The organism is Blautia sp. JLR.GB0024 (genome assembly GCF_037000545.1).
In the GTDB taxonomy this organism is placed as follows: domain Bacteria; phylum Bacillota; class Clostridia; order Lachnospirales; family Lachnospiraceae; genus Blautia; species Blautia celeris.
In genome coordinates, this window is record NZ_JBANBF010000026.1 from 1 (window position 1) to 25,966 (window position 25,966).

A 25,966-nucleotide genomic window follows, 5' to 3' on the forward strand; every position below is an offset into this window, starting at 1 on the left:
TCTTTTCCTTAACCCTTCACAGCTCCTGCCGTAATTCCCCCCACAATGTGTTTCTGCATGATCACGAAGAAGATCAAACTGGGGATCATGGACATTACGATACCCGGAAGAGCGTGTTCCCAGTCCGCTGTCTGCGCGGAGAACTGCATGTAAAGCGCATTCTGAATGTTCATTGCCTTTGCATTTCCGCCTACGATCAACTGGTTGGTGATGATATCATTCCAGGTTGCCAGAGTATCCAGAACCACAACGGTCGTCAGGATAGGTTTCAGCAGCGGAAGCACGATGTTAAAGTATGTTCTCACCTTGCTGGCTCCGTCGATGCAGGCACACTCCTCCAGCTCGATTGGTACATTTTTTACAAATCCATGGATCATATAGACAGCCAGCGGCATACAGAGTCCTGTACTTACCAGTATATAGCCTATCTTACTTCCTGTCATTCCCATGTTTGCCACCAGTCTTGTCAGGGTGATCATGTAGGACTGGAAGGGCACCATCATCGGGATAATGATCAGGACAAAGCAGACACCTGACAGTTTTCCTTTTGTTCTTGCCAGTTTGTAAGCCGCCATAGGCGCAAGGAGCGCGATGATCAGCACTGTACAGATGGTATACAGAAGGGTGTTGCCGATCAATAACGGGAAATCAAACTTTGTCCATGTCTCTATATACATATTCAGGCTCCAGCTCTTTGGAAGGGCCAGAAATTCCTGCAGCATATCATTATATGGTTTAAATGAGTTGATAAAAATCAGAAGCAGGGGCATCAGCCAGAATATGGAACAAATGAACACAATAATGGAAAGAACGCTGATTTTACTCGCTTTTTTCATTATGCCTCTACCTCCTTACTCTTGGTCACTTTAAGCTGGATCACTGTTACAATTAGTACAAATACCACAAATACAAGGGATTTTGCGGTAGCCATTCCGTACCGATTATTGACAAACGCCTCTTTGTAAATGTTGTACGCCACAGAAATCGTGGAGTTTGCCGGGCCGCCCTTTGTAAATACCATGATCACGTCAAATAACTTGAACGCAAAGGTCAGGGATGTAAGCATACAGATCGATACCGCCGGCATGATCAGGGGCACTGTCACTTTTCTGAGTACCTGGAACTTATTGGCCCCGTCTATCTTGGCAGCCTCAATCAGCTCTTTCGGCACAGCTATGATACCCGCAATATAGTTCACCATATAAAATCCCAGATTCTGCCACACTGTCATGATTACCACGACAAAGAACGCCAGTTTTGCTGTTCCAAGCCAGCTCCAGTTGAACATCTCCCATCCGGTCACCTGATACAGCGCTTCAAATCCCGGACCCAGGATAAATTTCCAGATCAAACTGATGGCAGTCAAACTGATTATGTACGGGATATAATAAAACGCACGTCCCACACTTGAACTCTTCTTCTCTTTCGCCATAACCAGTGCTACCGTAAGAGAGAGCACGTTTACGATCACAACATAGAACACTGAAAATTTTAGTGTAAATGCAGTACTCTTCCAAAACAGTGCATCATTGGTAAATATATTTACAAAGTTCTGAAGTCCCACAAACTCCATATCCTTACTGATTCCATTCCAGTCAAACACAGAATAGTACAGATTCATCAGAAACGGCACATCTGTGGAAAAAAGAACAAATGCCACTGCCGGAAATACAAACAATGCAAAAATTAATAAATCTTTTGTTTTTCCTTTGCCTTTCACTTTCATTCCTCCGAATTTCCCCTTCTAAAGCGGCAGTCCATGCCGTCCGCCTGTTTTAAAAAACGGGGCCGTTGCAGCCGCAACAGCCCCGTCCGGTTATCGTTACCCCGCCGCAGTTTCCAACTTTACTGTACAACCCAGCCGTTCTGGAACTCTTCCGTTACCTGTTCTGCAGTCATGTCGCCTGTCATATAAGCCTGCAGTGCCGGTCCTACAATGTCAGCATATCCATTCGGCTCAATTGTGTGTATCCAACCGTTTGTCTTGCCTTCTTCCACGTATGTGGACGCATCATTAGCAAGAGCACCTTTTACATCCATATCTGTCTTTGCACCCGGTACAGCGCCTACACCGTCACACATCCATTTCTGTCCTTCTTCAGATGTCAGGATATATTCCAGATATTCTTTTGCCAGGTCAAGGTTTTTGGAATCTTTGTTTACAATGTATGTCCAGTTACAGGAGGACAGCAGTGTTACATCGTCTGCATTGTCGCTTACCGGGCAGGGAAGGAATGCCAGGTTCGCATCCGGGTTGAAGGAATCCAGTGTGGACTGGCACCAGTCACCCATATGAATGATAGCTGCCTCGCCGTTTGCAAGCATGTTTTCACAGGTCTCCCAGTCAACCTCAAGCGGTTTGTCCGGTCCGTATTTTACAGCCAGATCCAGAAGACGGAATATGTTCTGGAAATTCTTCATATCTTTGAATTTCAGATCTCCGCTGTTCAGTTTCTCCACAACACCCTTGGCATCCAGGGATTTGTCCATCATGAAATGTGTGGAAAGCTGCTGCAGTACCCAGGTCTCTTTTGCAGCAAGAGCAAATGCTGTGATACCTGCTGCGTCCAGCTTTTCACAGGCCGCTTCCAGTTCATCCATAGTCTTGGGAAGTTCTGTGATGCCGGCCTTTTCAAACAGATCTTTGTTGTAGATCAGGCCCATGTTCTCATATGTCCAGGGCAGGGACATGATCTTACCGTCAGCGTCTTTTCCTGTGTCAAGAGCCGCCTCATTAAATTTATCCAGGACGTCTTTCTCATCTGTCCAGTCGTAAGCATATTCATAGTATTTCTGTGCGGAAGTTCCGGACTCCACGTCAAACACATCCGGAATATCCCCTGAGTTGACACGAGACTGCAGCAGTGTATTGCTGTCATTGGCAGCGTGCTGTACCTCAATCTTAACTCCGGGATGTGATTCTTCAAACTTTTTCGCCATTTCCGCATACTCATCCAGGCCGTAAGCGTGGGCATCGAATACTTTCAGAGTAATCTCTTCCCCGCTGCCTGCACTGTCCTTGCCGGAATCGCCCTTGGACTCCTCTGTGCTTCCGCCGCCACCGCAGGCTGTCAGGCAGGATGCTGCCAATGCCGCTGTCATCAGAACCGCCAGTGTTTTCTTCATCATAATTTTTTCCTCCTTGAAATATATATTTGTTTTTATTTCCTGTTCACATATTCCTTTGCCCGTCTCCACTCTTCAATTCCCTGACGAACCGATTTGATGCCTTCTTCCAAAGGCGCAACTTCCACTTCTCTGCCGCTTTGGAGACACTCAATGAAATATTTAATCTCTGTGTAGTACGGCCCCAGATTGGATACGTTGATTCCCGCAGAATCATCCTTCACATCGTATTCCCGCTCAAGCTGGGGATACTCCACCGTGCCGTCATTTTTATAAACTGCCAGAGGTTTCTCATCGCGTCCTCGAAATACTATGCTGGCATCCTCGAAACACGCATGGAAACTTGCTTCAAAAGGAAGCGCTGAACTGATATCCCAGATTCCCTCTGTCACTGCAAATACTTTTCCGAATTCATATGTAGTAAAGATCTGATTGATCATTCCGCTGGAGAATGCCGTTGCCCTCACATCAAAGGAATCCGGTTCTCCCAGCATATATCTGAGAAAATCAAGATCATGCACATGCAGATCCAGTACAACGGAACCGCTTCTGTCCTCTTTGTGGAACCAGTCTTCAAATCCCCATGCGGCGTCACCGCTCACTCTCTGCATGGTAATGGATTTCAGTTCTCCATATCTGCCGGTTTCATAACAGTCTTTCAAATACCGGTATTCATCAAAGGAACGGACCACCTGACCAACCATAACCTGTACGTGGTTCCTCTCCTTGGCATCCAGAAGCTTCTGTGCCTCCTCCTCCGTCAGACATACCGGCTTCTCCACGAACACATTGATCCCTCTGTCCATGGCTGCCACCGCATGTTCTGTGTGGAGATAACTGGGAAGGCAGATATGCACGCTGTCCAACGTCTCCGCTTCCAGAAGTTCCATACCTGTCTTGTACAGTCTGGCATCCGGCCATTGCTCTGCTGCCTTTTCCAGAAATTCAGGTCTGCAGTCCGCCAGAGCTGTTACCTCAACATCCATCTTGGATGACAGTGCTTTCAGCGACAGGTTGTGGGTAGTTCCCATTCCTCCGCATCCTATTAATCCCACTTTCATCTCATCATCCTCTTTTCTTTTTGTTTGTCCAGTGACCTTACTAATAAATTTTAAAATTAAAAGCCTTGTTGCTTTTCAGCTGTTTTCGGCTTTTTACGAATGTAAAATTTATTTATTTGATAGCTATACAATAGCATTTGATGTTGTATATGTCAATATGTTTTTGAATTTTTATTGCTTTGTAATGTAATTTAAGACATATTTAACATTTTATATCAATCTTTTTTGTGCACTTTTCACCTTATATTCATTTATTCCTGCGACATTACAATTTATTTCCACTATTTCCAGGCAAAGTATTCTCCTTACCATCCCCAACCTCCTCTTTTATTCACCATTTTATACAATTTTATCTATCTCAGTCCCTTTTTGTGTAACTTTTCACAAATAATATTGCATATCTCCGCGTTTTATGGTAGCATGCAATTAATAATACCACTTTACAATTAACTCCCAAAGGAGGTGAGCATACGAAACTTCTGACACAACAGGTAATTAAAAACACCAACATGAAGCATCTGTACTCCTCCATATACATTGAGAACGGCATCTCACGTACAGAGCTTGCCAGGCGGACTCATCTAAGCAAGACCACTGTGTCCACACTGGTTGACGAGCTGATCGAGAGGGACTTCATTGCCGACGAAGGTGCCTCCCACTCTGACTGTGTGGGCAGAAAACCCAACTGCCTGAAAGCCCGGACCAACCAGCATTTCGTCATTGTCATAAGCTGGGTAGACAACATTGCCGAGGCACATGTGGTGGACGTGGCAGGCACATCCGTGTACAGTACCAGGCTTACACTGAAAAAAGGGGAGTCTTATATCTCCTTATCCCAGACCTGCGTCTATAAGGACATTTTATCCAAATACGATCCCCAGCGGATTCTGGGCATTTGTGTGGTGGTGTCTGCCATGATAGATGCAGTGCGCAATGAAATATACTCCACTACCCTGAGTCTCGGACCCGGAGGGAGCGGCAATCTGATCCATGATCTGAGCTTTGCTTTCCCCGAATATCCGGTAGCTCTTCTGGAGGACACCGCCTGCTATGCCTACGCCGAAAAAATATATACACAGGTTCGGGAAAAGAACTTTGCTTTTATCAATTTCGGAAGAGGCATCGGTGCCACTATATTTATAGAAGGAAACATGCTGGGCAAGGCCAGCGGTTCTGTCACCCAGTTCGGCCATTATTCCGTCAATCCCAGGGGGCCTTTATGTATATGCGGCAACCATGGCTGTCTGGAGGCCATGTTCTCCGAATCACAGATAAAAGCCCGTCTGGAGGAGTCAGGGAAGACAAGCTGTCTTCTTGGGCGTTCTGCCATCACATTTGAAGATTTAGGAAAGGCAGCACTCTACAAAGACCCTGCTGCCATTCACACTCTGCAGAAAATGTCCCGGGACCTGGCGCTCGCGCTCAGCAACCTGATCTGCATCGTGAACCCCGAGCTGATCATTCTGGGAGGAAAAGGGCAGCACCTGGGCACATTATTTTTGGAGGAGGTGCAGCATTCGCTGAGAGATGTGGGATTCCGAAGAATGGTGGATTTCTCAGGGGTGAGATATTCCCAGCTTCAGAGCGACGCCTACTTAAACGGTGCCATGAAATACTTTTTCGACACTTATTATTCCTTCCTGGAACCCAGGCCGCGTGCTTTTTATATCGGCTGAAATACGCCTGCAGCCTATTTGGGCAGGTTTGCACGCCCCGGAAAAATGAATTTATTTGTGCCTTATGCCTTTTTGTGATATGTTTAAAGTAACGAAATTTTAAGGTCCGCAGTACTGCATCGGACATCTCTGCAGACCGCGGCAATGCACGTAACCAAAAGGGTAACGAATCGTTACTGCGATATCATAACAAAGCAAAGGAAAAGCAGGATATTATGAAACTGGTCAATCAACAATTAATCAAAAATACCAATTTAAAACAATTGTACAATTCCATTTACCAGAATCCGGGCACTTCAAGAGCGCAGCTTTCCAAAGACTCTCATCTGAGCAAAACCGCTGTCTCCTCTCTGGTGGATGAATTAATTGCCCGGAAATTTGTATATGATTCCGGAACAGGCGGAAGCACGACTGTGGGGCGGAAGCCCAACAGCCTGCTTCTCCGCGCAGAGCAATACTATGTGGCAGTCCTCTGTCTGGAGGAGGACAGGCTGAATGCAGCCCTGGTGGATATTACAGGAGTATCTTCCCTGCCCATGCAGATGGAAGCCTCCTCACCGGAAGCCTACATTCCCCTGTGCCGGGATTACATAGAACAGACTGTGCTCACTCGGATTCGGAAGGAACAGCTCCTTGGAATCTGCATCGTTGTTCCCGCCATGATAGATCCGGACAAACGCGAGATCTTCGCCACTACCCTGAATCTTCCCGAAAAAGATTTTGTAGGAGAAATACAGCGGAATTTCTCAGATTTTTCCGTCAACATCCTGAATGATACAGCCTGCTTTGCTTACGCGGAAAAAGTCTACACACAGATTTCGGAAAAGGATTTTGCTTTTATCAATTTCGGCAAAGGAATCGGTGCCACACTCTTTATCCGAAACGAAATGTTGGGACATGCCTGCGCATCTTACACCCAGTTCGGACACTACTCTATTAACCCCAAAGGAAAATTGTGTTCCTGCGGAAACAGGGGATGTCTGGAACTGATGATCGGGGAGGGTTCCTTAAAGGACAGGATCGCCCAGACCGGAAGCAGCCCGGCCTTTAAAAAATCAACTGCTGTCACATACGCTGACCTGGGCCAGGCCAGTGTATATGGGGATGTGGTCTCCCGCAAGGTAATACGGGATATCGCAGATGAATTTTCCTTGGCACTGTGCAATCTGATCTGCATGGTGCACCCAAAGCTGATCATCATCGGAGGAAAAGGGAAGGACCTTGGCCCCGTATTTTTACAGGAGATCCAGGAATGTCTGCGCACCACAGGATTCCGCCGCATGGTAGATTCCGTCAGCGTCCGTTACAGCCTTCTGGATTCCAGCGCCCTGTACAACGGTGCTATGAAGTATTTTTTTGATATTCACTATAATTTTACGCAGGAGATGGACGGATGCTTCTTCATCGGATAAAAATCCGCTGTCTTCTCATATAAAACGGAGGTATGAAATGAAAAAACTCAGAGCTGCAATTATGGGCTGCGGCAGAATTTCCGTCTGCTACGAGGACGCCTTTAACCGTCTCTCTGATCAAGTGGAGCTTGTATGCGCCATAGATATTGACGAGGAAAAAGCAAAGGCTTTTGCAGAGAAATTTAACTGCCATTACTGTACTGACCTGGAGACTGCCCTCCAGTATGATATTGATGTCATCCACCTGTGCCTTCCCCATTATCTGCACCCGGTCATGGCAGTAAAGGCCATGGAGGCCGGACTTCATGTGCTGACAGAAAAGCCGGTGGCTGTCTCCCTGCAGGACGCAGACAGGATGATGGAGGCACAGCAGCGCACCGGCAAAAAGCTCGGCGTTATATTCCAGACCCGGTATACCAAAAGTGTGGAAAAGCTGAAAGCACTCATGGACGCCGGATATTTCGGACGCATCCTCTCTGCCCGCTCCTATCTCACCTGGAACCGCCCGCACACTTATTATGAAGGAAGTGACTGGAAAGGCACCTGGGACAGAGAAGGCGGCGGCGTACTCATAGACCAGGCCATACACAGTATGGACCGGGTGCGCTATATGCTGGGAAGTGACATTGAATGGATTGAAGGCAGCGTACATAACCACTGCCACGATACCGTGCGTGTGGAGGATGCCGCGGAAGCTGCCATACAGTTTAAAAACGGCTGCATCTACAACCTCTATGCCTGCAATTCCTACGCCTCAGACGCCCCCATCACCATTGAATTTCAGGGAGAAAAGGGACGCTGTGGCCTGATTCAGGATATGGGCTTCTATGAGGCTGACGGATGCTACACAGAGATTCGGAACACCTATGAGACAACCAATGTGGGACCGGATTACTGGGGCAGCAGCCACCACCTGCAGCTCAGGGATTTTTATGATTCCATACTCTATGACCGTCCGGTTACCATAGACGCCATGGAGGGAAGGAAAACGCTGGAAATGGTAAAGGGAATCTATCTGTCCTCCCTGGAACGGAAACGGATCTATCTTCCGTTTGAAGATGTGTGTTATAAAGATTTGAATACACCAAAATAATTACAATCCGGCAGGCCGGACTCAATTACCGGGGATTTTTACATCCCCGGTAGTTTTACTGTATAATTTCCCTGACTTTTTCCACCGGTATTCCGCAGATTTTTGCAATCGCCTCCGGGGTCTCCCCCTGCATATACAGCTTAAACACCTGACGGGTCCTTTCCTCCCCTCTTTCCTCCCCTCTTCTTTCCGCACTGCTTATCTGCGAGTTATAATCCCTCAAAGCCTTATCCCTGGCCTCATACTCCAGCCTCTTCTTTTCATCCGCACTCATAGTCTTCAGTGTATTATATGCTTCATTGAGATATTCGTTTGCTTTTGCCACGCGCTCAAACTCCTCTCTGCTTTTTCCACTGAAGAACTTCATCCACAAAATGACATCCTCCCCTGTACGCACTTCCTTAGGCAGCTTTTTCAGCTCCAGAATCTGAATCTCCATCTTATCCGTATATACTTTTCCCGTCTTATCATCTCGAAAATGAATGGTTCTGTAGCACTCATCATCATCCGGAAAATGTATAAAATCCAGAATACTTACGTGGATACACTTCTGCAGCTTTTTATATGGTTCTCCCTTTTTTATCTGGCCCGTAAACATTCTTCCCATACAAAATAAAACACGCTCGTCCCAGTATTCAAAGTATTTGACCTGCATTTCTATGTTCATCCTGGTCCCGTCCGCAAGCAGCACATGGACATCCAGAATTCCCAGCTTATCATCCGGCCAGTCACCTCCAAGAGATGCCTCAAGAAGTGTTGTCTCCTCTATCTCCTCCGGAGGGATGCCTATAAGCGCAGCGACAAACCCTTTTCGCACTATACAGTTTTTCATCAGTTCTGTAAAACAAAAATCCACAGTGGGCAGCATTATGAAATTGTCAGTTTCCATAGATTCTCCTTTCCTGAACAGAATATACCTGATGCAGGAAAAAATCTCTCTGTGATTTGCCTTTATTGTATCATAACTTATCAGGCTGTAAAAGACAGTAATTCTTTCCCGGACAAAATCAGCCATATCTGCTCTGTCGGCTATATACTTTTAAACAATGGAGTTTCACGGCGAAATGCCGATTAGAAATTAAAGAGCGAACGCTCATTGATATCTTTAATCAGAAGTGTATCACAACCCACCCCAAATAACAATTAGACAATACGACGAAATTCAAATCATGAGAAAAGGCAGTACAGCCCTGCGCCGCACCGCCTTCCTTTTCTCTCTCAATACACAAGAAGTTTACATAACATACACAGCCGCCTCATACGGCCGCATCATACGCTCCTCCAGCGCTTCCTCTCCCTTATAATTATCAATCACAAGCACAGCCTTACCTGCATCCAGCCCCTCAGGCATATGGAAAGGAACTTCATTCTCCGTGAAATTCAGCACCACGAACATCTTTTTGCCTTCATAATTTCTTTCATATATATAAAGACTCTCATTCTCAGGCTCATATTCCCTGAAATCTCCGTACACAGCAACCTCATTTGCCTTCCGCATCTGAATCAGCCTTTTCATATAATAGAAAATAGAATCCCGGTCTTCCAGCGCTTCCTTCACATTGATATCCTTGTAATTGGGATTCACCTTCAGCCACGGTGTTCCCGTGGTAAATCCGGCATTCTCGCTGTCATCCCACTGCATGGGAGTCCTTGCATTATCGCGGGAACGGAACCTGATGACATCCAGCAGAACCTCCGGGTCCGCGCTGCCGTTAATGACACGCTCTTTCCAGAGATTTTTTACCTCTATGTCATTGTAATCCTCAATGGAATCAAAATGCACATTTGTCATTCCGATTTCCTCGCCCTGATAAATATACGGGGTTCCCTGCATGGTCAGAAGCATAGTGTACAGCATTTTTTGGCTTTCTTTGCGGTACTGCCCGTCATTTCCCCTGCGGGACACGGTTCTTGGCTGGTCATGGTTGGTCCAGTACAAACTGTTCCATGCCTTATCCTGGAGAACCGTCTGCCATTTGCTGAAGCATGCCTTTAATTCCGGCAGCGGCACTTTCCGATAACTGTAACGCTCAGGTCCGCAGTCCAGCGTGTTCTGTTCAAACTGGAAAACCATATTAAGCTCTGTACCCTCATTATTGGCATAGCGCAGGGCATGTTCCAGGGGGACATCCGGTGTCTCGCCCACTGTCATGATATCATACTTTGATAAAACTTCCCTGTTCATCTCCTGCAGAAATTCATGGATTCTTGGTCCGTCCTGGAAATGCTCTGTTCCGGTGATCTCTGCCGGTTTTCCATCCGGAAGACCCGGTGTCTTCGAGAACAGACTCACAACATCCATACGGAAGCCGTCACATCCCATATCCAGCCAGAATTTCATCATATCATAAATCTCACCGCGCAGTTTCGGGTTCTCCCAGTTCAGATCCGGCTGCTTCTTTGAAAACAGGTGCAGATAATACTGGTCTGTGGTCTTATCATACTCCCACGCGGGACCGTAGAAATAGGAGGTCCAGTTGTTGGGCTCTCTTCCATCCCTGCCGTCTCTCCAGATATAATAATCCCTGTACGGGTTATCCCTGGATTTCCTGGATTCCGCAAACCACTGATGTTCATCTGAAGAATGGTTCACAACAAGATCCATCACCAGCTTCATGCCCCTCTCATGGATGCCTGTAAGCATTTCCTTAAAATCATCCATGGTTCCGAACTCATCCATAATATCCCTGTAATCAGAGATATCATATCCATTGTCATCATTGGGCGATTTGTAACATGGAGACATCCAGATAACGTCAATCCCCAGGTCTTTCAGATAATCCAGCCTGCTGATCACGCCCTGCAGGTCCCCGATTCCGTCTCCGTTGGAATCCATAAAACTTCTGGGATATATCTGGTAAACAACCGCCTCTTTCCACCATGCTTTATTCATGCTGTTCTCCTCTCAAATCAAATAAGAAGTGTCGGTATAACCACTACAACTGTGACCGCCGCCAATGTTGTGCAGCACCTCTATTGTTATAATAGAAATTAGCACAATCCCCATTATCTGTAAATAAGTTTTACGCAAAACCATCACGATACATAATTTATATACAGTTTTTTATACATTCTACACATAATTTCCCCTTATATAATCTTTAAATTACACATTCCCGTTTTTTATTTATCTGACAAATAAATGAACTTTCTGACACCCTCTTGCAATTCTGATTATTTCTGCTATTCTATAATAGAAGTAAAATACAATACTTTCCTGTAACAGACAGCGCAGGCTGTCCGAATTTGGGGGTAACCGGATGATAACGATAAAAGAAATAGCAAATATGATGAATGTCAGCCCAACCACGGTTGCCAACGTGATCCACGGCCGCACCAGCAAGGTGTCAAAAGAGAATGTGGAACGTATCCAGCAGGCCCTGAAGGAGCACAATTACGTGCCCAAGATGGGGCTGGAAGCTCTGACAAAAGGCAAGACCAGGCTGATCATTGTGGTGATCCATACCACAAAACGCTACACCCAGACCACCGTTGGTGATCCGTTCTACAGTCAGACCATCGGTGTGCTGGAGGAAAAGATACGGAGGGCCGGCTACTATATGATGCTGTATATAGACCGGAACCTTGACAATATTTTCAAGACAGCACTTTCCTGGAACGTGGCAGGGATCATTGCTGTGACACTGTCCAAGACCAACTATGACAAGCTGTGTTCTCTGGTGGACTGCCCGGTGGTGGGAATCGACACTTTTATGGAAGATACCGCCTCACTGCCCGACCAGGGGTATCATGTCACCCTGGATGACATCAGCGCGGGGAAGCAGATGGTAAACTATCTTATTAACACAGGTTTTTCCAATATAATCGTAATCTCAGATGCCAAGATAGGCTCCTCTGCTCTGAGAACTGCAGGTGCCAAAGCTGCTCTGAAGGAGCACGGCATAAGCACTGAAAAACAATGGCACATGGTACTGGACACACAGAAGAGACGCAGAGACAGCCAGTACAATTCTCTCCTGGCGCTGGCAGGAAAAAAATATGTACTGTTCTGCACAGCAGATCAGCTTGCCTTTGAGGTGATCGGCTATCTGAACGAACACGGCTGCCATGTTCCCCACGATATCTCTGTGTGCGGATTCGACGACAACCCTTATGCGGAGTTCTGTATACCCAAGCTGACCACCATGCATCAGGACATTGCCAGAAAGGGAGAACTGGCCTCAGATCTCTTGTTCCGGCTGCTGTCCGGAGAGAAGGTGGAGGAGAAGGCAATCCGCCTTCCCGTGGAGCTGGTAGTGCGGAAAAGTGTCTTTCCGCCGGATTGACAATTTTTTAACCATTTAGAATGCGGCAGATTCAGGTATTTTCCTGTTTTACCGCATTTTTTATAGGTTTTCCCTCTTCCTACACTTTGTAGGAAAACCTTTGAAAAATCCCCCCTTTTTGCGGCTTGTACTTTCTTCGCATTTTGGTACAATAGAGTTATAAATTTGTACAGGAGGTTTTGCAAAATGATAATCATTGGGGAAAAAATCAACGGCTCCATACCGGCAGTTGCAAAAGCCATCGCTGAGAGAGATGCGGAGTTCATCAAAGACCGCGCCAGAAAACAGGCCGCTGCCAATGCCACCTACATAGACTGCTGTGCTTCCGTTCCGGAAGAGATTGAGGTTGAAACTTTAAAATGGATGATCGAATGCATCCAGGAAGTTACAGATCTTCCGATTTCCGTGGACAGTCCCAGTACCGCAGTTTTAAAAGAAGCTTATAAGTTCTGTAAGAGACCGGGTATCTTCAACTCCGTATCAGGAGAAGGTGATAAAATCGACACTATATTCCCGATCATGGCAATGGAAGAGAACAAAGACTGGGAAGTCATTGCACTTTTAAGTGATGATACAGGAATCCCCAAATCCGCAGCTGATCGTCTCCGTGTATTTGACAATATTATGGCAAAGGCAAAAGAATACAACATCAATCCAAACCGTCTTCACATAGACCCCCTGGTAGAGATGCTGTGTACTTCCGAGGACGGTATCGCCATGAACATCGAGGTAATCGAAACTGTTCGCAAACAGTACCCGACGATTCATATTACTGCTGCTATCAGCAACATTTCCTTCAATCTGCCGGTTCGTAAGCTGATCAACTACGGCTTTATGATCCTGGCTATGAACGCAGGACTTGACAGTGCCATCATGGACCCCACGAACCGAGATATGCTGGGTCTTGTATATGCTACAGAGGCACTTATGGGCGAAGATGATTTCTGTATGGAATACATCGGTGCTTACCGTGAAGGACTGATCGGACCTGCTCCGAAGAATTAACATTTATGGTGTTCGTGTTGAGGAATGGAATTACTGAAAAGGGAAATAAAAAACTATAAAATATATTTTTTAAGAAATGGGAGGAATTTATTATGAGTAAGATTCAGGCTGTTGCAGATGCTGTTGCTGCTGGAAAAGCAAAACTGGTTGGTGGATTAGTTCAGGAAGCACTGGATGACGGATGCCAGGCTGTAGACGTATTAAACGCAATGATCGACGCAATGGGCGTTGTAGGCGAGCGTTTCAAAAACAACGAGATTTTCGTTCCTGAAATGTTAGTTGCAGCACGTGCAATGAAAAAAGGTGTTGAGGTTCTGAAACCACATCTGGCAAGCGGAAGCGCCGGCGTATGCGGCAAGATGGTTATCGGAACTGTTGCCGGTGACCTTCATGATATCGGTAAAAACCTTGTTGCCATGATGATCGAGAGTGCCGGATTTGAAGTTATCGACTTAGGCGTTGATGTACCGACAGAGAAATTCATTGAAACTGTCAAAGCTAACCCGGACGTTAAGATTGTTGGATGTTCTGCTCTTCTGACCACAACTATGCCGGCATTAAAAGCTACTGTTGAAGCTTTAAATGCTCAGGATTTCCGCGGCAATATCAAAGTTATGGTTGGCGGCGCTCCTATTACACAGGAATTCGCTGATGAAATCGGTGCTGATGCTTACACAGCTGACGCTGCATCCGCAGCTCAGAAAGCAAAAGAGCTGGCATCATAATGAAATTAGCTTAAATCCATATCTGTCATGCATACCCTATAAAGAGGGAGGAGGTACCGTAAGGTGCCTCTTCTCTCTTTTTGCTATATTATTGTCACAATGACATATTTACGTGTCCCCTCCGGTCCACTATAATGAAAACAGATGAATTATTATGTCTATTTTATCTTTTGGAGGAGAACAACGAATGGCTATCAAAAAAGATACTACCGGGAAACTATTTACCCTGCTTACCAATAACAGCATGTACCAGATGAAGGTGGACGATCTGGGATTTCTGGTACATACATGGTTCGGAAAAAGGACACCGATATTTGACTACTCATACCTGAACGTGGGAAGAGACCGGGGATTTTCCGGCAATCCCTATATAGCAGGCGACAACCGCGCCTATTCTCTTGACACTCTTCCCCAGGAATTCCCCACATACGGCAACGGGGACTACAGGGAGAGCGCTGTGCGGATACGCTATGCATCCGGTGCTTCCTCCTGTGAATTCCGCTATGAATCCGCTCAGATCCTGGAGGGAAAATATTCCCTTCCCGGCCTTCCTGCTTTCTACGCGCTTAAGGAAGACACTGCTGACACCCTAGTCATCACGCTGAAGGACAGCACACAGAACGTATATGTACATCTCTATTACGGTGTCCTGGAGGAAAAGGACATTATCACCAGAAGCGTGACTGTGGAAAATAAAGGGGAATCCCCCATTTATCTGGAGCGTATCATGAGCACCTGTACGGATTTCCAGTTCGGAGACTTTGATTTTATCAGCTTCTACGGACGTCACGCCATGGAGCGCCTGCTCTCCCGCACACAGGTCCATCACGGCATACAGTCTGTGGGAAGCACCAGAGGCGCCTCCAGCCATCACTACAATCCTTTTGTGATGCTTGCCGCACAGGGCGCTACAGAGACCAGCGGGGAATGTTACGGTTTTTCCTTCCTCTACAGCGGTGATTTTCTGGCTGAGGCAGAGAAGGACCAGAGTGGACAGACCCGCTTCCTCATGGGTATCCACCCGGATAATTTCTGCTATAAACTGGATTCCGGAGAAGCATTCCATGCGCCGGAGGCAGCAATGGTCTACAGCGCAGAGGGAATGGAAGCCGTCAGCCACCGCTTCCACCGCGCGATCCGCAATAATCTCTGCAGAGGTGAGTATAAGAAGGCCCGCCGTCCTGTTCTCATCAACAACTGGGAGGGCACCTACTTTGATTTCACCGGAGACAAGCTGGTGGAAATGGCAGAGCAGGCAAAAGATATGGGAGTAGAACTGTTTGTCATGGATGACGGATGGTTCGGAAAACGTGAAAGTGACAATTCCGGTCTGGGTGACTGGATCGTAAATGAAAAGAAACTGGGATGCACCTTAAAGGACCTCTCCGCCCGCATTCATGCCCTTGGCCTCAAATTCGGCATATGGTTTGAGCCGGAATGCATCTCTGAGGACAGCGACTTATACCGGGCACATCCCGACTGGGCATTCAAGGTTCCCGAGAAATCACCTGTGAGAAGCCGTTACCAGCTTGTCCTTGATTTTTCCCGCAAAGAAGTACGCGACCACATCTACAACATGATGTGTAATGTATTGGACAATGCGCAGGTGGAATACCTGAAATGGGATTTTAACCGCAGTATCGGGGATATTTTCACCACCGCCCTCCCCGCAGACCGCCAGGGCGAGACAGCACACAAATACATTCTTGGGCTTTACGAATTTCTGGAGAACCTAAACAAACGCTACCCCGGCATGCTCATTGAGGGATGCAGCGGCGGCGGCGGAAGATTTGACGCAGGCATGTTATACTATACCCCGCAGATCTGGACCAGCGATGACACCGACTCCATCGAACGGCTGAAGATACAGTACGGCACCTCCTTCTGCTATCCTGTCAGTACCATGGGCGCCCATGTCTCAGCCTCCCCTAACCACCAGACAGGCAGGGCTGCTTCCCTGAGTACAAGAGCAACAGTCGCTATGGCCGGCACCTTTGGCTACGAACTGGACCCTGCAAAACTGACGGAGGAGGAAAAGGCGGAAGTCAGGACACAGATCGAGACATTTAAGAAATATTATTCCCTTATCCAGGACGGCACCTATTACCGTCTGGCAAGTCCTTATGAAAATGAAGAATATACGGTATGGGAATTTGCCGCGGAGGATAAGAGTGAGGCACTGCTGGGCATTGTCTCCACAAAACTCACTGCAAACAACCTCTTTACCTGCATCCGACTGCGCGGGCTGGACCCGAATGCCATGTACCGCATGGGTGACAAGACCTATTTGGGAGCTGCCCTTATGGAGGCAGGACTCCCCATGCCGGTACCGGAAACGGAATATCAGAGCTGGAACCTGCATTTAGTAAAAGAATCCTGATAAATTCCTAATAAATTTCATATAAAATCTCTCATAACTTAACCGCGGCAGTTTACTGCCGCGGTCTTTTCTGTTATACTTACTCTATAGCAAAATTGGGGGAATGAAAATTGAAAACACATGAAGTAACTTTTATCCGTGAAGGCAAAAGTATTCAGGCAGAAGAAGGCACTACCCTGCTGCAGGCGCAGCGTCAGGCAGGCCTTGACCCGGATGCTCCCTGCGGCGGGCAGGGCACCTGCGGAAAATGCATGGTACACGTGACAAAAGGTCCCGTGACCGGCGTTCTGAAAGCCTGTCAGACTAAGATCACAGGGGATATGACAGTTGACACCCTTGTGAGAGAAAAGGAACATGCTATACTGGCAGAAGGCTTCTCCCGCCCGGTACCGCTCCATCCTCTGCTCCGGTTCGGCAGAATACATATCCGCAAGATAAAACCAGGGGATAATCTGTCTGACTGGGACCGCCTGAAACTGGCGCTGGAGGAATCCTTCGGGGAGAGCATGGAACATCTCAGACCGGATCTTCAAACAGCTTCCGGCCTGTATGAAATGCTCAAAGAGACGGATACCTGGTATGCGGCAGTATCCGTAGATACCCTTCTGGATCTGCAGAAAGATCCCATCAAGGGATATCTGGCCGCATTCGACATCGGAACCACTACGGTAGTAGGGTATCTGATGGATGCACGCACAGGCAGGGTTCTGGCCGTTGAGAGCAGCATGAATCCCCAGGCCCAGTACGGGGCTGATGTCATCATGCGTGCCAACTACGCACTTGAGAACGGAACGGAGAATCTGAGCTCCTGCATCCGCCAGACAGTCCAGTCTATTCTGGACACACTGGCAGAGAAGTCAGGGATCAGCACAGATCGTATTTACCAGACCTGTATTGTGGGCAACACCTGCATGCATCATCTGTTTCTGGGTATATCCCCGGGAGCGCTTGTGCACGCCCCCTATAATCCGGCCATCAGCCAGCTTCTCTTTTTGAAAGCTTCAGACTTTGACCTGCATATCCACCCCAAAGGCCAGCTTATCCTGCTGCCCGATGTGGCAGGCTTTGTAGGCGCTGATACCATGGGATGCCTGCTCTGCATCCGACCGGACCAGCAGGATGAAATCTCTCTGATGATCGACATCGGAACCAACGGAGAGATGGTGCTGGGCAGTAAAGAACGCCTGGCAGCCTGCTCCACAGCCGCCGGCCCTGCTTTTGAGGGAGCCAAGATCGAATGCGGCATGAGGGGCGCATCCGGTGCTGTAGACCATGTGGAATACAGCGACGGAAAATGGAGCTACACCACCGTAGGCGGAGAGAAAGCCATCGGGATCTGCGGTTCCGGCCTTATTGACCTGATCGCCTGCCTGAGAAAAGCAGGTATCATTGACGAATCCGGTAAGCTTTTGTCCGAGGACGGCACAGCCTCCTTTACGCTGGTTCCGGCAGACGAGAGCGGAAACGGCAGCGCTGTTTACTTAAGCCAGAAGGATGTGCGGGAGGTACAGCTTGCAAAAGCAGCCATTGCCGCCGGCATACAGCTTCTGCAGAAAGAGCTTGGCATAACCGTAGACCAGATCGCACACGTATATATTGCGGGAGCTTTCGGCAACTATATGAATCCTGAGAGTGCCTGTGACATCGGTCTGATTCCCATATCTTTGAAAGACAGGATCGTACCTGTGGGAAATGCCGCCGGAGAAGGTTCTAAAATCGCACTCATCAACAGGGAAGAGCTGTTCTACTCGGATATCCTGGCAAAGGAGATATCTTTTGTGGAGCTGGCCGCTTCTCCGGAATTCCAGGACTGCTTTGTGGATGAACTGGAATTTCCGGAACAATAGAGAATGAAATGATTGGGGGTTTTTACGTGATCAACTATGAAGAACTGGAGAAGCTGGGACTGGATACCGGCTTCTCCCATATCGCACCATTAAAATGCAGCACCATTGAACTGCTTCCCGAGGTCCGCCAGATGTGCGAAGCCAACACCTGCGGCATGTACGGCAAGCGCTGGAGCTGCCCTCCCGGATGCGGAACTCTGGAGGACTGCCGTGCCAAGATCAACCAGTATCAGGCCGGCATCCTGGTACAGACCGTGGGAGAACTGGAAGATTCCATGGACGGGGAAACCATGATGGAGACAGAGGCCCTGCATAAACAGAACTTCTACGCCATGGAAAAACTGCTCCGCGAAACGTATCCCGATATGCTGGCTATCGGCGCCGGCTGCTGTACCAAATGTGAGACCTGTACCTATCCTGACGAGCCGTGCCGCTTTCCCAAGAAAGCATTTTCTTCCATGGAAGCCTATGGCATGCTGGTCACCCAAATCTGCAAAGCCAACGATATGACTTATTATTATGGTCCCTGCACCATTGCCTATACCAGTTGTTATCTGCTGGAATAAAGACTATTTCGTAACGGTTCCGCATTCCGGTCCGTTACACCTTTTCTTTCATTGGAACAGGAGGACATCATGACTACTTTAGAAGAACTTCGTCAGGCAATTGAAAACGGGCATCCTCGTGATGCCCAGTTTCTTGTGTTCAGAGCTTTGGAGGAACATATAAATCCTTCCGTGATCGTTGAGCAGGCCATGGTGCCTGCCATGAAGACCGTGGGGGAATATTATAAACAAAATGATGCCGATATCCCCAAAATACTGGCTGCTGCCCGCAGCGTAAGAAAGGGGTTCGACATTCTGGAAGAAAAATACGGAATCATGGAAGAACGGAGTATAGGCACCGTTATCCTGGGCACCGTTGAGGGTGACCTGCACGATGTAGGAAAAAACCTTGTTGCGATCATGTTCCGCAGTGCCGGGTTCAAGGTCATCGACCTGGGTGTCGACATTCCGGAGAAACAATTTCTGAAGGCAGTCCGCGATAATCCGGAGGTTTCCATTGTATGCATCTCCTCCCTGCTCACCACTTCCATACCGGAAATGCAGCAGGTCGTCAAATCCCTGCGCCGACATGACAAGGAACACCGATTGAAGATCATGGTGGGCGGAGGTGCCGTCACACAGGAATTTGCGGACACCATCGGCGCAGATGCCTACACGGAAACAGCAGTGGATGCCGCGGAGAAAGCCAAGACATTTATCATATAAACGGGGGATCATTTTGAAGTTATCAGCAGTGCTTTTATCTGAAATGATTAATAAAGAATTTCATGTTGTCTCACAGGGTAACCTGGAGACAACTGAGAGTTTTCTGCGTCCATTTTTATTTGAGGATGGTTCCGGTTTCTCCACCGGGCATATCTGCCTTGTGAGAACCGGGGACACGGAGTCTCTTTCTTCCCAGCTCACGGGACCGGTCTTTCTGATCATATCGGGAAACCTGGATGAGACCTTTTCACCGCCTCCGCACCCATATCTTGTTCTCGATGCAAGTTATTCCCTGAGCCGTATCTTTAATTTCATACAGGACCTCTATGACACATACGACAGTTGGGATGAACATCTGAGCACGATCCTGCTGAGCAACGGCAGCATCCGGGATCTCTTAAGCGTATCCCTGGAAATTTTCCATAATCCCCTATCTGTCATCGGCCTGGATTTTGCACCCGTGGCAAGTGCAGGTACAGAACACATTCCGGAGAAATACCATATGTACTCAGAGGACGGACTCAACATTGAGTACGTCAACGCCCTGGCTCAGGATGAGGCTTATACAAAAATGCAGGAGGCCGCTGACCCTGTATTCTACCCGGGATACATCACAGGACTGAACACCCTGAATATGAACGTAAAACAGGACGGGCACACCACACACCGCCTTGTCCTCATCGAATACGAACATCCCCTGGACAAAGGAAACGGATACCTTCTCTCGCATTTGGCAGGCTATGTGGAATATCTGCTCTACCATGAACAGGCTCCCGCTTCACGCCAGTCGGACGCTCTGCACAAGATCCTTATCACTGTGCTGTCCGACCGCACTGCAGACTATCTGGACATCAGCCAGCGTCTGTCTGCCCTTGGGTGGAGCACACAGCACGACTATCTGTGCCTTATTTTCCAGATCACTTACCTGGATCAGAAAAAGATCACCACAAGAGCTATCTGTAATTATCTGGACAAGCAGTTTCCCTATTCCTGCAGTTTTCTCTTCAAAGAGGAGATCGTGGCCTATTTTAATCTGAGCCGTCTGGAGATGGACGCGGACACAGTGGCGGGCAAACTCACCTATTTTATCAGGGACAGTTTCCTGAAAGCCGGATACAGCCGTCCCATGAAGGGCCACATGAACCTGAGGCGTCAGTATATCCAGGCCAGCACAGCTCTGGATGTGGGAAGCAGGAAAAAGCCTTATCTGTGGATCCATCACTTCAACAACGTGGCTCTGACCTACATACTGGAACAGTCCACCCGAAGGCTTCCCGGCTATATGCTCTGCCATGAGAAGCTTCTGGACCTGCAGAGGATGGACCGGGAACAGAACACGGAGTATATGCTCACACTGAGGACCTACCTGGAAGAGAATCTGAATGCCACACAGGCAGCATCCCTGCTCTTTATCCACCGCAGTACCTTCCTGTACCGCCTGGACAAGATCAAGAACATTCTGGACTCCGGACTGGATGACCCGGAAGAGATTTTTTACCTGAACTTATCTTTCCGTCTTCTGGAGCAGGAGGAGGAGAAAAACTGAGCTACTGTTTTCCCTCCTCCAGTATATAAAAGGAGACAGAGAGGTACAGCCTGGAGCGGAAATCCTCCAGATCTGTCTGTATCAGTTCACCTATCCTCTCCAGCCGGTTCAGAAAAGTACTCCTGTGGATAAACAGCTTTTTGGCTGTCACTGCCGCGTTATACCTGCACTGCAGGTAACAGTATAATGTCTTGTAATACTCTGTATGCATCTTCTCATCGTGTTCTATCAGCTTCAGAATCCCCGGCGCGCATATCTGTTCCGGCTCAAACACCCCTCTCCCGTGAATCAGGATATAGTCAAGGGCATAGTCGTCAAACCTGAAATACCAGGGGGTGGCATCCTTTCTCATGCCCAGCTCCAGGGCAATATCCGTCTGCTTAAACGCATTCTGTATCCCGTCAAATCCCCTGAATTTTCTGCTGATCCCTGCTGCCAGGAGATTTTCCCTGAGAAAATAAGCCAGCTCGGGCTGAAAGTCCGTCATATGAAGCCTGCTTCCGTTCAAAAGTACCATGAGGCTGTCATTATGAGCCACGCAGCAGGTATCTTTCCACTGCTGCTCCATCTGCGGGCACAGGTATTTGTCATACAGGGATTTGTCATATCTGTAGCTTGGGCGCATCTGGATCAGATAGTAGGCATCTTCCTCAGACCAGGATAGATTCCCCAGTGCACTCCGCAGCCTCTCCCCCGGCACGGAGCTCCCCTTTAATGTAAGCCTCAGAAGTTCATGCAGGCTGTCAAGGGAGCGGTCAGCCATATGAAAGGCCCCGAAACGCTCATACATCCGCTCCACATATCCGGCTGCCATGAGAAGCAGATCCTTGTGATACTCATTATTCAAAGGCGATGTGCAGGATACCGCCATCAGCTTGCCGATAAATTTTCCCTCAAAGAACAGATTCCTGCACAGAAATGTCACCTGCTCCAGCGTATAAGTATACACTCCCGCAAGTGTCATGCTCCGCTGATAGGCGGGATCTGATATAAGCTGGCTCACCATCTGCATGGGAAGAGTGCTGCTCTCATTCATAAATCCATTAGCAAACCTCCCCTCCCTGTCAGCCAAAGCCACATAGGAAAAGCTGGCATCCATCAGCGCAAGAGGCGTCTCAAAAATCCTCCCGAAGCACTCCATCAGTTCCCCGAAATCCTGATTCTCCATAAACACTTCCGTCACGGAATACCCCATCTCCTCAAAGTATTGGAATATCTCCTGAAGGTCATTGAGCACCTGCTCCCTGGGTATCCTTTCATCCAGAACAAGCAGGTCTGTATCAATCCGACAAAATATATCATCCACTTCCCCAAAGCAGATAAAAATACAGTCCTTCCATAAGGAGGAATCCAGGCCTATTTTCATAAGTTCCTCATTGAAGATCAGCACCATATGTCCTCTGCAGTCCTGTCCATCCCTGTAGTAGACAGGCCTCTCCACCTTTATTTTACAGGGGTTGCAGGAAATCCGCCTGGCGTCGTACCTTTTTTTCAGATGATAATAAATTTGATAAAAAGTCAATTTCATTTAAAATCACCTCCCTCCTACAAAGTGTAGTGTATTCATACAGAAAAGTCAATTATTTCATCGTATTTACCAGACCTGACAATTCTGTTATTATAAATTTAGTGCAGTTGTTCCATGTCAGCACAGGAAATGTGCAGACCTGCTGAACAGTTACGATTTTGTATCAGTCATGGGGGACAGGCCTTTCCATGACACATCGTTGGGGTTTTAGAAAAGGAGGTATTCACTTTATGTTAACCAGAAGACAGAATTTATTAGAAACGATCCGAGGCGGTCATCCGGACCGTTATGTAAACCAGTACGAGGCACTGGGAATGATTTTCGGCAATCCATATACCGCTGCAAGTCCAAACCCGGAATACGGCAAGCCGCCTATTAAAAACGCATGGGGCGTTACCATGGTATGGCCGGAAGGAACTCCCGGCGGATTCCCGATTCACGACGAAGAACATATTGTCTGCAAAGATATTACACACTGGAGAGATTATGTAAAAGCACCGCGTCTGGATTATTCCGATGCTGAGTGGGAGCCATTCATCGCTGAAGCGGAAAAAGTAGACCGCAATGAATATTTTGTTACACAGTTTATCGCTCCGGGACTTTTTGAACAGTGCCATCATCTGCAGGAAATCCAGAACGCGCTGATCAACTTCTATGAGGAGCCTGAATGCACACATGAACTGATCGAGTATCTCACCGAATGGGAATTGCAGTACGCTGAGAAAATCTGCAAATATATCAAACCGGATGCCATCTTCCACCATGATGACTGGGGAAGCCAGACTTCCACCTTCATCTCCCCGGATATGTTTGAAGAATTTTTCCTTCCGTCCTATAAGAAGATTTACGGCTATTACAGAGACCACGGTGTAGAAGTTGTGATTCACCATGCGGATTCCTACGCAGCAACTTTGGTTCCGTTTATGATCGAGATGGGAATTGATATCTGGCAGGGATGTATGACCTCCAACAATATCGCTGACCTGATCGCAAAATACGGCGAGAAGATTACCTTCATGGGCGGCATTGACAGTGCGTCCGTAGACCGTCCTGACTGGACACCTGAGCTGGTGGAAAAAGAAGTCCGCCGCGCATGTGAAGAATACGGAACAAAATATTACATTCCGTGTATTACCCAGGGTCTTGGAATCAGTACCTTCCCGGGTGTTTATGAGACAGCCAGTGAAGCAATTGAAAAAGTAAGCAAAGAAATGTTCAAATAGTCAATAAAAAACCGTCCGCATCAGCCCTGAAACTGCTGCGGACGGTCCTGTTTTTTTAATCTTCCGGCGGCTCTCCGGTATTCCATTCTTCCTCCGGAATCTCCGTTTCATTGTCCAATGCATCCCAATTGATGGAATCCATCAGTTCTTTTGCCTTCTCATAGACGTTTTTTCCAACCAGGATATCTGTCCCAAAAGTACCTGAAGTGCCGGCAACAATAGTGAGATATCCGCCTATGCTGTTTCCCTGCGCTATATAAGGAATGTTGTTTTCATCCAGCAGTCCGGTCAGCGCTTCTCTCTCATACACACCATAGACTGTTCTGAGATTCACCATCTCAAATTCATCTTCCTGCTTCTTTTTATGAAACATATACCCTCCTGTCAGACTATTCTCTCCAGTCTTTGTTTACAGGTACGCCTTTGCGGAAATATTCCTTATCCTCATCTGTGATCTGCCTTGCAACGCGGCATGGTGTTCCGAAGGCAACCACATTGTCCGGGATATCCTTGGTGACTACGCTGCCAGCGCCGATGACCACGTTATTGCCGATCGTAACACCCGGCATGATAACCACATTTGCCCCAATCCACACGTCATTTCCGATATGCACAGGAAGAGAGAACTGGGTGCCGTCCCTTCTGTATTCCCCGTAAACCGGATGTCCGGTCACACAGATGGATACATTCGGTCCGCACATAACATAATCCCCGATAAAAACATCCACATCATCCACCACCACGAGTCCGTAATTGGCATAAAAATAATTGCCTACGTGGGTGTTGCAACCATAGGAAAAATTCACTGGTGACTCGATCCACACCTCATCCCCCATAGAACCAAGTATCTGCTGCAAAAGCTCCCGTTTCCGTCCGTAGTCAGACGGATTTGTCTGATTGTAGGCAAATGTCAGCTCTTTGCCGTGTTTTCTCTGCCTCTCGATCACCTTCTCATAGGCAATATCTTTTTCATCCTTGTGCCCGTATTCCCGGTATAAAAGACCGCTTTTCATCTGCTGTTCCAATGACATATGTGTAATCCTCCTGTATGTCCGCTTTTTGTAACTGTTCATTCCGGCCTGCGCGTTTGCCGGGCTGACCGTGCATGAATGATTACCATTATTCTATCATTCTTTTTGCATAATGTCACGAAGCAGCTTCCAGTAAATCGGAGAATGTGTTCAGATTATACGTCGCCCTTCCGCATTTGACCGCGTCACCGATGGCTGCACAGTCCATGTGTCCTCCAAACGCCGCTTCCAGTCCTGATTCCGCATCCTCCACCACAAGACAGTCCTGAGGCTGCAGGTTCAGATACTCTGCTGCTTTCAGGAACACCTCCGGGTCCGGTTTGGAGCGGGAAATATTGTTGCCGTCGGAAACCGCATCAAAATATCCGGAAAGTCCCAGACGTTCCAGGATAAATCCCGCATTCCTGCTGGATGAACCGATTGCCAAAAGAAGCCCCCTGCTTCTCAGCGCATCCAGTGTCTCCTTCACCTGCGGGTCCAGGTCAGCAGTTGTCATATTTTTCAGAAGTTCACGGTACAGGTCATTTTTTTCTGAGGCATAGCGGACTTTCTCCTCCTCTGTCATCTCACCATCGTATTTTTCCAGAATGATCTCAAAGCTCTCCATCCGGCTCACACCCCTAAGTCTGTTGTTGATCTCCTCATCAAAATAGATTCCCAGCTTATCCGCCAGCTTCTTCCATGCCTGGTAATGGTATTTGTCTGTGTGGCAGATCACACCGTCCAGGTCAAAAATAATTCCCTTGTATTTCATGG

Annotated in this window: 22 protein-coding genes; 12 read left to right on the plus strand and 10 right to left on the minus strand. The window is 47.7% G+C overall.

Annotation, left to right across the window (positions count from 1 at the left end; genetic code table 11):
• Positions 1-8: 8 nt before the first annotated feature.
• The 4 genes from V8Q34_RS26155 to V8Q34_RS26170 all read right to left on the minus strand — a co-directional run bounded on the left by V8Q34_RS26155 (position 9) and on the right by V8Q34_RS26170 (position 4,187).
• Complete coding sequence (locus V8Q34_RS26155; protein ID WP_054351579.1) at positions 9-836, minus strand: carbohydrate ABC transporter permease; 828 nt, start codon at positions 834-836, stop codon at positions 9-11.
• A complete protein-coding gene (locus V8Q34_RS26160) occupies positions 836-1,726 on the minus strand; it encodes a carbohydrate ABC transporter permease (protein WP_033141693.1) in 891 nt (296 codons plus the stop codon). The genes V8Q34_RS26155 and V8Q34_RS26160 overlap by 1 nt, the downstream gene beginning before the upstream one ends.
• Before the next feature lie 119 nt (positions 1,727-1,845).
• Positions 1,846-3,129 (minus strand): ABC transporter substrate-binding protein, encoded by a 1,284-nt coding sequence (locus V8Q34_RS26165; RefSeq protein ID WP_103731613.1) that lies wholly within the window; start codon positions 3,127-3,129, stop codon positions 1,846-1,848.
• A gap of 32 nt (positions 3,130-3,161) precedes the next feature.
• Positions 3,162-4,187, minus strand: coding sequence for a Gfo/Idh/MocA family protein (locus V8Q34_RS26170; protein WP_335836587.1), 1,026 nt, complete (start codon positions 4,185-4,187; stop codon positions 3,162-3,164).
• Between the two features lie 509 nt (positions 4,188-4,696).
• Between V8Q34_RS26170 and V8Q34_RS26175 the strand changes: the two genes are divergently transcribed.
• The 3 genes from V8Q34_RS26175 (at position 4,697) to V8Q34_RS26185 (ending at position 8,368) form a co-directional block, all read left to right on the plus strand.
• A complete protein-coding gene (locus V8Q34_RS26175) occupies positions 4,697-5,863 on the plus strand; it encodes an ROK family transcriptional regulator (protein ID WP_052099514.1) in 1,167 nt (388 codons plus the stop codon).
• Positions 5,864-6,078: 215 nt separating this feature from the next.
• A complete protein-coding gene (locus V8Q34_RS26180; protein ID WP_103732428.1) occupies positions 6,079-7,275 on the plus strand; it encodes an ROK family transcriptional regulator in 1,197 nt (398 codons plus the stop codon).
• Positions 7,276-7,312: 37 nt separating this feature from the next.
• Entirely contained in the window at positions 7,313-8,368 is a 1,056-nt protein-coding gene (locus V8Q34_RS26185; RefSeq protein WP_227210896.1) for a Gfo/Idh/MocA family protein, read from the plus strand.
• 55 nt (positions 8,369-8,423) lie between these two features.
• Here the strand turns inward: V8Q34_RS26185 and V8Q34_RS26190 are convergent, their stop codons facing one another.
• Entirely contained in the window at positions 8,424-9,257 is an 834-nt protein-coding gene (locus V8Q34_RS26190; protein WP_335836588.1) for an Rpn family recombination-promoting nuclease/putative transposase, read from the minus strand.
• Between the two features lie 345 nt (positions 9,258-9,602).
• Positions 9,603-11,261, minus strand: a complete 1,659-nt coding sequence (locus tag V8Q34_RS26195; protein ID WP_335836589.1) for a glycoside hydrolase family 13 protein — start codon at positions 11,259-11,261, stop codon at positions 9,603-9,605.
• A gap of 367 nt (positions 11,262-11,628) precedes the next feature.
• Between V8Q34_RS26195 and V8Q34_RS26200 the strand changes: the two genes are divergently transcribed.
• From V8Q34_RS26200 to V8Q34_RS26235, 8 genes are all read left to right on the plus strand, one after another.
• The gene (locus V8Q34_RS26200; protein ID WP_103732425.1) at positions 11,629-12,654 is read left to right on the plus strand and encodes a LacI family DNA-binding transcriptional regulator; all 1,026 of its coding nucleotides are present in this window, start codon (positions 11,629-11,631) and stop codon (positions 12,652-12,654) included.
• Positions 12,655-12,840: 186 nt separating this feature from the next.
• Positions 12,841-13,659 (plus strand): methyltetrahydrofolate cobalamin methyltransferase, encoded by an 819-nt coding sequence (locus tag V8Q34_RS26205; protein ID WP_103732424.1) that lies wholly within the window; start codon positions 12,841-12,843, stop codon positions 13,657-13,659.
• Positions 13,660-13,751: 92 nt separating this feature from the next.
• On the plus strand, positions 13,752-14,384 hold the full coding sequence (locus V8Q34_RS26210; protein WP_033141684.1) for a corrinoid protein: 633 nt from the start codon (positions 13,752-13,754) through the stop codon (positions 14,382-14,384).
• A gap of 187 nt (positions 14,385-14,571) precedes the next feature.
• Positions 14,572-16,764 carry an alpha-galactosidase gene (locus V8Q34_RS26215; RefSeq protein ID WP_335836590.1) on the plus strand — a complete coding sequence of 731 codons (2,193 nt, stop codon included), beginning with the start codon at positions 14,572-14,574 and terminating at the stop codon, positions 16,762-16,764.
• Positions 16,765-16,874: 110 nt separating this feature from the next.
• Positions 16,875-18,611, plus strand: a complete 1,737-nt coding sequence (locus V8Q34_RS26220) for an ASKHA domain-containing protein (protein ID WP_335836591.1) — start codon at positions 16,875-16,877, stop codon at positions 18,609-18,611.
• 8 nt (positions 18,612-18,619) lie between these two features.
• The gene (locus tag V8Q34_RS26225; RefSeq protein WP_033141674.1) at positions 18,620-19,177 is read left to right on the plus strand and encodes a DUF2284 domain-containing protein; all 558 of its coding nucleotides are present in this window, start codon (positions 18,620-18,622) and stop codon (positions 19,175-19,177) included.
• A gap of 69 nt (positions 19,178-19,246) precedes the next feature.
• Positions 19,247-19,882 carry a cobalamin-dependent protein gene (locus V8Q34_RS26230; protein ID WP_103731852.1) on the plus strand — a complete coding sequence of 212 codons (636 nt, stop codon included), beginning with the start codon at positions 19,247-19,249 and terminating at the stop codon, positions 19,880-19,882.
• A gap of 13 nt (positions 19,883-19,895) precedes the next feature.
• On the plus strand, positions 19,896-21,428 hold the full coding sequence (locus tag V8Q34_RS26235) for a PucR family transcriptional regulator (protein WP_052099504.1): 1,533 nt from the start codon (positions 19,896-19,898) through the stop codon (positions 21,426-21,428).
• A gap of 1 nt (position 21,429) precedes the next feature.
• Here V8Q34_RS26235 and V8Q34_RS26240 read toward each other — a convergent pair whose 3' ends face one another.
• Positions 21,430-22,956: a PucR family transcriptional regulator gene (locus V8Q34_RS26240; RefSeq protein WP_103731853.1), complete on the minus strand. Its 1,527-nt coding sequence runs from the start codon at positions 22,954-22,956 to the stop codon at positions 21,430-21,432.
• A gap of 230 nt (positions 22,957-23,186) precedes the next feature.
• Here V8Q34_RS26240 and V8Q34_RS26245 point away from each other — a divergent pair, with 230 nt between their 5' ends.
• On the plus strand, positions 23,187-24,179 hold the full coding sequence (locus V8Q34_RS26245; protein WP_033141671.1) for a uroporphyrinogen decarboxylase family protein: 993 nt from the start codon (positions 23,187-23,189) through the stop codon (positions 24,177-24,179).
• A gap of 55 nt (positions 24,180-24,234) precedes the next feature.
• Here the strand turns inward: V8Q34_RS26245 and V8Q34_RS26250 are convergent, their stop codons facing one another.
• From V8Q34_RS26250 to pgmB, 3 genes are all read right to left on the minus strand, one after another.
• On the minus strand, positions 24,235-24,552 hold the full coding sequence (locus tag V8Q34_RS26250) for a putative signal transducing protein (RefSeq protein WP_118594062.1): 318 nt from the start codon (positions 24,550-24,552) through the stop codon (positions 24,235-24,237).
• Between the two features lie 16 nt (positions 24,553-24,568).
• Complete coding sequence (locus V8Q34_RS26255) at positions 24,569-25,210, minus strand: sugar O-acetyltransferase (protein ID WP_033141670.1); 642 nt, start codon at positions 25,208-25,210, stop codon at positions 24,569-24,571.
• A gap of 115 nt (positions 25,211-25,325) precedes the next feature.
• A complete protein-coding gene (pgmB, locus tag V8Q34_RS26260) occupies positions 25,326-25,964 on the minus strand; it encodes a beta-phosphoglucomutase (RefSeq protein WP_033141669.1) in 639 nt (212 codons plus the stop codon).
• Between the last annotated feature and the right edge of the window lie 2 nt (positions 25,965-25,966).